Source organism: Alicyclobacillus kakegawensis NBRC 103104, from assembly GCF_001552655.1.
Lineage (GTDB): Bacteria > Bacillota > Bacilli > Alicyclobacillales > Alicyclobacillaceae > Alicyclobacillus_G > Alicyclobacillus_G kakegawensis.
Genome location: NZ_BCRP01000019.1, coordinates 38358 through 47636 on the forward strand (window position 1 = coordinate 38358; position 9279 = coordinate 47636).

Here is a 9279-nt window from a genome sequence, read left to right on the forward strand (position 1 = left end):
CGGACGAGTTAGGGGTGCTCCAGCGTGACGTGGATAGTGGACCAAGAAGTGAGTCAGATCCAGCTTTCCGAGCAATTTAAATTTCTGATGAACGGGACGTCGATTCTCAAAATACCTGGTGTCCATGACGGAATGGCAGGGTTGATCGCCCGCAACGTTGGTTTCCAAGCCTTGTACCTGTCCGGAGCAGCCTTTACGGCAAGTCAGGGGCTGCCCGATCTCGGCATCATCCACTCCTCCGAGGTGGCGGCCAAGGCCAGGGAAATTATACGAGCTACCAACCTCCCACTCCTAGTGGATATTGACACCGGCTATGGGGGCGTTCTGAATGTTGCTCGAGCCGCTCGCGAAATGACAGAGGCCCGGGTGGCGGCAGTTCAAATCGAAGATCAGGCGTTGCCTAAGAAATGTGGGCACCTTAACGGGAAGGACCTGGTATCCACCGAAGAAATGGTGCAAAAAATCAAGGTTATCAAAGAGGTCAGCCCGACATTGGCCGTGGTTGCGCGGACGGATGCGAAGGCTGTCGAAGGCCTCGAGGCTTGCATTAATCGTGCTCGTGCCTATGTGGACGCCGGCGCAGATGCCATTTTCCCTGAGGCGCTTACGAGTGAAGCCGAGTTTCGGCACGTGGCCGACGAAGTCCACGTCCCCTTGCTGGCGAATATGACGGAGTTTGGGAAGACACCCTATTTTACGGCACAGCAATTCGAGGACTGGGGATACCGCATGGTCATTTACCCAGTGACCTCCCTACGGGTAGCTGCAAAAGCCTATGAAAGAGTGTTTACGGAGATTATGGAGAAAGGGACGCAGAAAGACAGCTTGCCCAGCATGCAAACGCGGGAAGAGTTGTACGAAACAATTCAGTACTACGCGTTTGAATCACTGGACGGAAAGATCGCGAGAACCGTACTTCCTCAGTTGGGCAAGGAAAATGGATGAAGCATAAACCGCGCACGGAATTTACGATGGCACTGTGGCCGCGTCAACCTTTGTTTTGTGATTCACACCGCAGCAGACGGGAGACCACGCACATCTGAAAGATGTGCGTGGTTCCTCTTTTTTTGGGCAAGTGGCATCGGCGACAGACCAGGGAATGTGGATGGGGTTTGGCCATAGCCTGCTCAACGACCAGACGCTTGAATCCTGGAGTCAATTTCCGGCGCTTCCCTGGAATAACCTCCAAACCTTCAGTCAGTTTGCGTGGTTGGGAGTGACGCTTGAAACTGCCTCAGTATCCTCAGCGATCTTCGTCGACCTGCGAATAATCAGCTCGGAATTCAAGACATGGTCACGTCCGTCGCTGCCCGTGCCAAGCGAACCTACATTCTGTAGGGCGTCTACCAAATCGGCAGCAACGACCCCCATCTCTGTTTTCGGATGCGTCATGGTTGTGAGCGGTACCTCCCCCATGTTGGCTATGGGGGCATCATCGAAACCGGCAATAGATAAATCTTCGGGCACCCAAATGCCGCGCTCGCCTAGAGCCGCAAGCAGCTCAAACGCGACCTCATCATTGTAGCACAGCACTGCCTCCGGCCGTACGTCAGACGCTGCCGACGCAGTGCGCTGAGCAAAGCTCTGGGGATGACTTCGCGCCGCGTCTCCGTCTCGTACATCGCGATAAAGCGGGAGGCGGGCAGGACGCCCTGCGCCTTCAGCGCCTTCAAGAAGTCGCGCATGCGGAATTTGCCCTGGACGTCATCCGAATTTGAACAGCCCGCCGATGCGGGTGTGCCCCAATTCCATCAGGTGCTGGGTAATGGTCTGCGCAGCCCCTACATCGTCAATGCGAATGGTCCGCGTGCACAGTTCGAGATACGAGGCGTGGAGCATGACCATCGAGATGTTGCGCTCGACAATCTGCAGATACAAGTCGAGAGTCGGGGTGGCCAGGGCGCTTTTCGTCGGTTCAACAATCAACCCGTCCACGTGCGTCTCCAAGATGCGCCGCAGGGCGTCCCGCTTCCGGGAGAAGTCGTTGGATGTACTGAACAACAGCACCGAATAGCCGGCCTCGCTCAGCTCCAACTCGATGCCGCGGATGATAGCAGGAAGATAGAGTCGTTGACGTACGTGGTCAGCACGTCAATCATCCGGGTGGGTACAGAGGTGCGCGAAACGTGGGGTCAATGCAGAATTGGTTCTAGAAAGTTGCATCAAATTTGCGCTAACTGTCCCTGCTCCGCCTGCTATCGTAGTTGGTAGCAGACGAAAGGGGTGCTGTTATGCTCGGCAGAACTCACATGGCCATCGGGGCCGTTGCTTCCGTTGCAGTCGCACCATTCATTGTGCATGCGCCTTGGGACGCCTTACGCAATTTCGCACAGGGCCGTGAATGGCAAGCGGCCTCCGGTGCGCTTGTTGTCCAAGCATTGCTCGTCGTCACAGCCGTTGTCGGGAGTTTGCTCCCCGACCTCGACCAGCGAAATTCGCTCGCCGCGCGCAAAGTGGAGCGGGTGGGGCAGGTCGTGGCGTTCGTACTCATGGCCGCGCTCCTTTTCCTCATGCATTGGCAGACACACTGGGCATTGTGGGCGCTGGCCATAGTGGTGAGCTTCGCCCTGGGCGCGAACAGCAATATCGCACGCAGGATTGGCCTTGGCATTACAGGTGCAGGACTGCTGTTTCTCGCGGTACATGGGGCGATTCTGCTTACGGTTTGGATCTTGGACGCGATGTTCACCGAACACCGGACGTTCACGCACAGCTTACTAGGCACGGCCTTGTTGGTTGCTGGAGCATTCACTGTGTTGGATACTCTCGGTCAGGTGCACGGCTGTTACAGCCAACGTATAATGGCCATAAGTTGACGGTGTTTGATGTCCGGAAACTGACGGATTCGGTGACCAGAGTAGGCAAACGGGGCAACTCGGGTGAGTTGCCCTGTTGCAGCTGCAGTTTTTACAGATAGACCTTGGCGTCGTGGGTCCCCGCTGTTCTTAACGTGAGTACCGTTGATTGGCCATCCGTCGACCCGGGAAAGATGATGCACCAACTGCCCGACATGTCCATCTCCGGTTGCCCCCACACAAACTGCCTGCCAATTCGCAAACCAATCACTTCTCCACAGTGCAAAGACTTGGAGCCGTCCCCACATTGCACCCAGAATCGGTCGAACTGTCTGTCGTAACGAAGGGTGCCGCGCTTTGCAATTCGACTTGTCATGACAACTCCCCCTGTATGACCAGATTCACGATGTGATCATCAATGATCCGGTGCTTCGTCTGGGCACCGTACATGAGGCAGTGCGTGCACACCTTGTTGATCATGCGTGCTGCACCACTGGAGAATCGATAAATCTCGCCGATGGCCTTGTCCGAGAAAATCTCGTGCTCGGCCCCGGCATAAGCCAGGTGACGTCGGATGTACTCGCCGACCTCTGCCCGGTCGTAGTACGGGAGCTTGCATTGTATGTCGATTCGTTGGCGGATGGCGGCGTACGCCTGGAGGTTTAGACGCTCCCAGAGTTCGCTCTGCCCGACCAGGATGAGCGCCATGGGGCTTTGTGCGTCCATGCGGAAGTTGAGCAGGAAGCGCACCTCCTCTAACATCTCGCGATCCAGCAGATGAGCTTCGTCTACGACGCAAACGGGCTGCACGTGGTGAATGCCGCGCATGAGTTCTATCTCGCGATGCAACTGTCGCTTTGCGTCTCCGCGGTAGAACTTGGACTCACACCCGAGCTGTTCCAACAATCCTTTGTAGAAGTGGCGAGGCGTGAGTCTCGAGTCGGACAGGTAGAGGACTTGGTACTTGGCGCTATCCAGTGTCTCCGCAAAACGGCGAATGGTCGTGGTCTTTCCCGTTCCGCAGTTTCCGGTGACAACACAGAACAGTTGCCGCTGTGCCGCGTAGAAAAGCCGCCCAAGCGTATCCTCCAACGATAGCGATGTGTAGAGCTCGCCGGCCGGAATGTTTCTGGCAAACGGGGTGTGCCTAAACCCGTAGAATGGCTCAAACATCTCCCTTCACCTCGTTCCACGCACAGGTGTAGGAGATGGCCCGTGCCTGTCTGTGTTGACGTTGCTCATGCTGTTTCTGCGCAGCGCCCAGCAGCCTGGACGCGTCTGCTGGTTGGGACCCCAAGTGTTCCGGCAACTTGGGGCGTTTGCCAGCCCGCTCCCCGATGACCATGGGGCGAGCTTTCCACGGTTCATATCCCTCGTACTCGATGGTCACCTCGCTGATGTCTGCCGGGTCGTAAATGACGTCCACTGTGCAACCGATGAACGACAAGCCTACCTCATACTTCCGGTCCATGAAGCTGATGCATCCGGACTTGTCCACTTTACGTGTCTCGGCATGCAGGAACGCATTTGCGAGGACCTCCGGTTCAACAAATCGCAGCGCCTTGTGGTCACTACGGTACGCCGTTTCTGGGCTTATGGACTGATTGTCTGTGGAGAGCGCGGCGTGCGGTTTGTTCTAGTAACATTCCGACAGCCATACGTTGAATTTTTGATTCAGCTGCTCAAGGGTCTGTGGCTTGTCCAGGACAATCTCGCTGAGAAATGAATCGACCGTCCGATTGAATTTCTCCACCTTGCCCTTACTTTCGGCAGCGTACGGCTTGGTGTAGAGGAGCCGTATCCCAAGCTTGGAACAGGTCCTGACCATCCAACGGGTTCGATATTGTTTTCCGTTGTCGAAGTACACCGAATCCGGGGCGCCGTATTTCTGGATGGCTTGGCGAAAACCATCTTCCACGATGGCCTGGTCGAGGGTGGGGTAAAACTCGGCATGAAGTACGTACCGCGTGGTGTCGTCCAGGAACACGACGAGGTAGACCTGTTTCCTTGCACCGCCAGGTCCGATGGGCAGATGCCATAATTCGTTTCGATGCCGGCGCTGAAACCGGCGGGCAGCCGCACCGGTTGCGGCATACATCCGCATCTGACGGGAGCTGTACCTACGCTCCGCCAACTTCTCCTGCAGGGTGCTGCGCTTAATCTGGCCCGGCTTTGCATGTCCCTCCCACTCAAGGATCTGAATGATCTGGGAGATGCTGCGCGTGGGAACCTCCCGTCGCAGCAAGATGGCCTGTTCCAGGAGCGACTCCGGGATGACCTCTGGTCTTGGATACACCTTGGGTCTCGGCTTGAGGCCCTCGAATCCTTCCTTCCGGTACTGGGCCAGGTACCGACGAATGGTTCGTTCGGAGAGACCCGTTTGTGCGCAGATCTCGGCCCGGATCTGCCGCGCACGGCCTGCATCCAGGCCGTCTGCAAGCAACCGAGACAGCATCTGCACCCGATTTGCGGCGATTTCCCTCCGCCTTCCTCGAATCTTTCATGCCAACCACCTCCATTTTGGTAGGGTCAGCATGAACGTACTTCCACCAGACGCGGATCAACACGCCGAACGGGTATGTCTCCACAAATGCAGATTTGCAAGCGGTCGGACAGCACGCGCCAGCCAACCGGGATGAGGCCCCACGACCCGTCCGATTCGATGGAGTGCGGTTTGCGGATGAGCGGACGAACTCTCCACAGTCCACTGGAAGCGCTCAGCGATGGACTCCAGGCAGCCGGCGGCATATGGGGCAAAGTCCTCAAACCACTGGCACCAGCGCCGCAGCGTGGATTCCTCAACGCAGGCAGGCGTCGCCTTATCTGTGACAGCATCCTCAATGACTTGTGCCTCGTGGCGGCGGTAGGGAACCAGAAAGTTTGGCAGTTCGTGGTGGATCTTGTTACAATCCCGGCAGCGCAGTCGGCGGATGATGAGTTTTACCTTGTCGCCGGAGCTCTGAACCCAGGTCCTTTTCCGACTCCCGATGACGCGAAGCTTACCTTGGCAACAAGGGCAAGGGACATTCTCCGCACTCTGGACAAAAAACACCGGTGGTATGGCTTTCAACAAGCTTAAAATTTGATATACTGACCATATTCGAGTGATGGGACGCCCCTTGTGATGCTGTTTGCCCAGCACCACGTAAATAGGGGCGTCTTTCCTTTCCTAGGATATGGCCATTTTACTCAGCAATTTTCGGACAGGCAATACCGTCAGCTTTCGGCCACTTCATTGTGGCTGAAACAGTAAAAATGTTATTTGGCCTTCTGAGAAAGAGGCAAATTGTCTAAGCTATATGTCCTTTTTGTCGGACAAATTATGACGCATATGTTCAAAGTGTACATGACTTGTTGGAGAGGAGGTGGAACGATGTATGGAGTGTTTGGCGGGTTTACTCGTTGGGCGGTTGTGTTTTTGATTATCTTCGTGCTGTTCTTCTTGCTTATTCCTGGATATGCAGCTCCAGCCGCAACTGCAGCAGGCCCAGTGTGTTAATGGACGCAAGCTTAGGGTAGTCAATCCTTGTATGATGCCATGGAAATGTCTACACGAAACCCGGTAGGAGGAATCTTAAATGTATGATGGCGGATGCTTTGGTGCCTATACCCGTTGGGCGGTTGTATTCCTGATTATCTTCGTGTTGTTCTTCTTGTTGGTACCGGGGTACTCGGCAGTGACAACCATCTGCACTACAACTCCCGTCTGTTAAGTTCGCAACCGATTGTATCATCTCACTTTGACTTAGTGAGGTAGAGCCACATGTGTTTAGAATGGAGGGGTGACCGTGTGCAGTCGACTGGATTGCGTCAACAATCTGGGGAAATGGGTTCAATTCAGAACCCCGTGGGGAATTCATCGTGGCATCGTGACTGATGTGAACAACCGTGCGGTCTTAATCCGGGTTCCCCGTCAGTATGCACCCGTGGGTCTGGTCAGCGATGCTCAAATGGTCGAAAACGACGACGAGAAGAAACTCGACCTTGCGCTCGCCCAATGGCGTGCTTACAGCGTCGTCGCTTGGGGTTATCCCGGTTATGCTGCCTGGTGGGCCGGCTGGTTGTGGTGGTGGCTCGCATTTTCTTGGATCCTTGCCTTGGCATTTTTGTGGTAAAACTATAAACAGTGATGCCGCCCCATTTAACTGATTAACCAAAATAATCTTTTTTAATAGATATCACAAAAAGAATATATTTTCTTACTTGTCGGTCCCTTCTATTCCAAAAGAGATGCAATAATGTATCCATCAAGGATTCCCCGTAGTGAATCGAAGCAACGGAGCGTGCCGGGCTATAAACAGTCGCAAGTCGGCAGGCTCCTTGCTGCAGAATGCATCGCGGACCAGAGTGTTCACACACCTCCGGGAGTGCCCGTGCCACGTCGTCGTTATAAACACAGATTCTCATAAACAAGGGGATGCCCCCTCAGTGTGCTTGGCACTTTTGAGACATCCCCTTTTTTATCATGTTCGTATTAATATTAAGATTGAGCGACGGGCGTTCCTAGTTTGTTCAGTGTTTCCCGGATGAACGCCGGTTCGTCGGCTGGCATCCGCGACGAAACGTAGTTGCCGTCGACGACCACTTCTTGATCGACGTAGTTGGCGCCCGCGTTGATAAGGTCATCTTTCAAAGGAGGGAAACACGTCAACGTCTTGCTTTTGGCAAGACCTGCGCTAATCAGAATTTGAGGCCCATGGCAGATGGCCGAGATCAGTTTGCCCTGACTATCCATGTCCTTGACGAACTGCTGTATTTGCTTATTAAGACGTAGGTTTTCCGGTGACGATCCGCCCGGAACGACGACTGCGTCAAACTGATCCGCCTTTACTTCGTCGATGGAAGCATCGGTTACATACGTTGCCTGTTTGTTCTTGCCTGTCAGCTGTTCACCTTTTTTCAGCCCGACAATGACCGTTTCGTGGCCCGCTCCTTTGATGGCTTCGTACGGTTTTTGCATCTCCGAATCCTCGAATTCGTTGGCCAGCAGGAAAGCAACTTTCTTCATATCTGTTTAACTCCTTTTAACATGATGATTGGGTGCCCGTACTTTACAGTACCCGTTTATGGATTCTCCAACCCAAAGACAGGCGCTATGCAGTTGCTCTCAATAACTGGGTCTTGTCAGGGTCAAACCACCCACCCCAGTTCCAATCGTGTTGGCCAAAATTTGTCGATGAGGGTTGCGCAATGTCTTGCCGCTGTGTCAAGATCGATCACGATCAAGTCTGGCTCGTCTGTTCGAGCGGCTTGACGGGTATGACAGCGGATGCAGAGCAGATTGCGGATCACTTGGCCGTGGGTGCAATCTTCCTCGTCCGCTGTTTTTCGTTGCTCCCAGACGAGGTACCGAACGAGCGTTTCGGCCGTGAATAGCAGCGTCATATGAGCGTGTATGTGGTTTTGGTTGGGCGAATGACAATTGAGCATCCCGAGTTCTTGTTTTGCCGTACGGAACAAGATTTCAATTCGCCAGCGCTTCAGCCACGCCCCCATCACTTCAGATGGCGCATCGTGACGGTTACTTATGAGTAGGTAGGCCCCTCTATACTCTGCAGCCAGCTCTTCAGTCTCCACGGGTTCATTCGAGTTCACCAGTTCTGTTGGTTGCGTGGTGGCTTTGTTGTCTTCCGGCTTCATTCGTTTGCCGACTACTGCGGCGACCGGTGTGTATTTCATTTTCGTACACGGCTCGCCCCGTCGATTCACGGAGACCTTCGGCATCTTCATGTAGATGTTTTCGCAGACGACGGAGGCGACGTCCACATTGCCTTGCGCTATGAGCAGCGGATAGACCTCTCGAATGAGGTCCTTTGGACGCATTGGGACAAAGCGTTCACGTCTGGTGCCGGGCTCAATCATTCGGCGGAATAGCTGCGTGTTCCGTTTGGCCTTTGTGACCCAGTCAAAGTTCTCCGATTCACACCGGGCCAGGAATGGTTTGCTGAAGTACCAGCGGTCCATGACGACCCACAAGCGGCATGTCACCTGTTTTCGGACAGCCAAGAGCATCCTCCATGCCAGGTCCAGCTTCGACTGCTTCTTGTCGGTGTCGTTTTCAGGTTTCGTCCAGATGGCGTACGGACCATGGGTATTCAATCCCATTGCTCCGGACGGCGTGCAGCGCCACGATGTTCATCGCCCATGTGTAAACTTTGTTTGAACTGTCGTAGAGCCAGTAGAGAAACGGGATCCCCTTGGCGTATGGGTGTGGGGCATGCGTATCGTCGAGCGCAAGCACGTCTCCGTCTGCCAGAGCCGTATCCGGGTCTTCCTGAAGACGAGCAGTGCGCTTTTGATTGAACATGTCCCATTGAGAAAATCCCGTCAGGAACCGGCTGAGGGCGGATTGGGTCACTCTTTCGAGGCCCAGCATGCGTTGTAACAGGCCGTCTGTGTTGAAGAACGTGGCCAGTGCATTGACGGAGGGACAGCGGTTGATGAGTCCAACGACGTAGAGGAACGCCAGAACCCAGGTGGCGAC

Annotated in this window: 12 protein-coding genes and 1 pseudogene; 4 read left to right on the forward strand and 9 right to left on the reverse strand. The window is 54.6% G+C overall.

All coding sequences use genetic code 11. The features are described 5' to 3' along the window. Positions 1 to 24 precede the first annotated feature (24 nt). Positions 25 to 945, forward strand: a complete 921-nt coding sequence (prpB, locus tag AK2_RS13090) for a methylisocitrate lyase (protein WP_067935173.1) — start codon at positions 25 to 27, stop codon at positions 943 to 945. Between the two features lie 252 nt (positions 946 to 1197). Here prpB and AK2_RS13095 read toward each other — a convergent pair whose 3' ends face one another. Further along, entirely contained in the window at positions 1198 to 1692 is a 495-nt protein-coding gene (locus tag AK2_RS13095) for a substrate-binding domain-containing protein (RefSeq protein ID WP_083521191.1), read from the reverse strand. A gap of 12 nt (positions 1693 to 1704) precedes the next feature. After that, on the reverse strand, positions 1705 to 2034 hold the full coding sequence (locus AK2_RS13100; RefSeq protein ID WP_157076342.1) for a type 1 periplasmic-binding domain-containing protein: 330 nt from the start codon (positions 2032 to 2034) through the stop codon (positions 1705 to 1707). Between the two features lie 197 nt (positions 2035 to 2231). On the opposite strand from AK2_RS13100, the gene AK2_RS13105 reads away from it, so the two are divergent. After that, positions 2232 to 2816, forward strand: a complete 585-nt coding sequence (locus AK2_RS13105) for a metal-dependent hydrolase (protein WP_067935180.1) — start codon at positions 2232 to 2234, stop codon at positions 2814 to 2816. Between the two features lie 91 nt (positions 2817 to 2907). On the opposite strand, the gene AK2_RS13110 is transcribed toward AK2_RS13105, so the two are convergent. From AK2_RS13110 to AK2_RS17530, 4 genes and pseudogenes are all read right to left on the reverse strand, one after another. Beyond that, the gene (locus AK2_RS13110; protein WP_067935183.1) at positions 2908 to 3171 is read right to left on the reverse strand and encodes a DUF5348 domain-containing protein; all 264 of its coding nucleotides are present in this window, start codon (positions 3169 to 3171) and stop codon (positions 2908 to 2910) included. Beyond that, positions 3168 to 3968 carry an ExeA family protein gene (locus AK2_RS13115; protein ID WP_067935187.1) on the reverse strand — a complete coding sequence of 267 codons (801 nt, stop codon included), beginning with the start codon at positions 3966 to 3968 and terminating at the stop codon, positions 3168 to 3170. Before AK2_RS13115 ends, AK2_RS13110 begins: the two co-directional genes overlap by 4 nt. Further along, positions 3961 to 5299: pseudogene (locus tag AK2_RS17930) on the reverse strand (DDE-type integrase/transposase/recombinase). Before AK2_RS17930 ends, AK2_RS13115 begins: the two are co-directional and overlap by 8 nt. Positions 5300 to 5355: 56 nt before the next feature. Next, a complete protein-coding gene (locus AK2_RS17530; protein WP_306302879.1) occupies positions 5356 to 5940 on the reverse strand; it encodes a DUF6431 domain-containing protein in 585 nt (194 codons plus the stop codon). Positions 5941 to 6168: 228 nt separating this feature from the next. On the opposite strand from AK2_RS17530, the gene AK2_RS17675 reads away from it, so the two are divergent. Next, the gene (locus AK2_RS17675) at positions 6169 to 6294 is read left to right on the forward strand and encodes a hypothetical protein (RefSeq protein WP_281180665.1); all 126 of its coding nucleotides are present in this window, start codon (positions 6169 to 6171) and stop codon (positions 6292 to 6294) included. A gap of 289 nt (positions 6295 to 6583) precedes the next feature. Continuing rightward, positions 6584 to 6910 carry a hypothetical protein gene (locus AK2_RS13130; protein WP_067935191.1) on the forward strand — a complete coding sequence of 109 codons (327 nt, stop codon included), beginning with the start codon at positions 6584 to 6586 and terminating at the stop codon, positions 6908 to 6910. Between the two features lie 365 nt (positions 6911 to 7275). On the opposite strand, the gene AK2_RS13135 is transcribed toward AK2_RS13130, so the two are convergent. The 3 genes from AK2_RS13135 to AK2_RS17195 form a co-directional block, all read right to left on the reverse strand. Further along, positions 7276 to 7803 carry a type 1 glutamine amidotransferase domain-containing protein gene (locus AK2_RS13135; RefSeq protein ID WP_067935194.1) on the reverse strand — a complete coding sequence of 176 codons (528 nt, stop codon included), beginning with the start codon at positions 7801 to 7803 and terminating at the stop codon, positions 7276 to 7278. Between the two features lie 122 nt (positions 7804 to 7925). Beyond that, positions 7926 to 8894: a transposase gene (locus AK2_RS13140; RefSeq protein ID WP_169794795.1), complete on the reverse strand. Its 969-nt coding sequence runs from the start codon at positions 8892 to 8894 to the stop codon at positions 7926 to 7928. Further along, positions 8854 to 9279 (reverse strand): hypothetical protein (locus AK2_RS17195; RefSeq protein WP_217994705.1); only part of this gene is annotated, 426 nt, incomplete at its 5' end. The genes AK2_RS17195 and AK2_RS13140, both read right to left, overlap by 41 nt.

Bases quoted from the DNA above. Each gene is read 5' to 3' on its own strand.
- AK2_RS13110 (WP_067935183.1), bottom strand. From the start codon at position 3,171: ATGACAAGTCGAATTGCAAAGCGCGGCACCCTTCGTTACGACAGACAG.
- AK2_RS13105 (WP_067935180.1), top strand. From the start codon at position 2,232: ATGCTCGGCAGAACTCACATGGCCATCGGGGCCGTTGCTTCCGTTGCA.
- AK2_RS13115 (WP_067935187.1), bottom strand. From the start codon at position 3,968: ATGTTTGAGCCATTCTACGGGTTTAGGCACACCCCGTTTGCCAGAAAC.
- AK2_RS17675 (WP_281180665.1), top strand. From the start codon at position 6,169: ATGTATGGAGTGTTTGGCGGGTTTACTCGTTGGGCGGTTGTGTTTTTG.
- AK2_RS13135 (WP_067935194.1), bottom strand. From the start codon at position 7,803: ATGAAGAAAGTTGCTTTCCTGCTGGCCAACGAATTCGAGGATTCGGAG.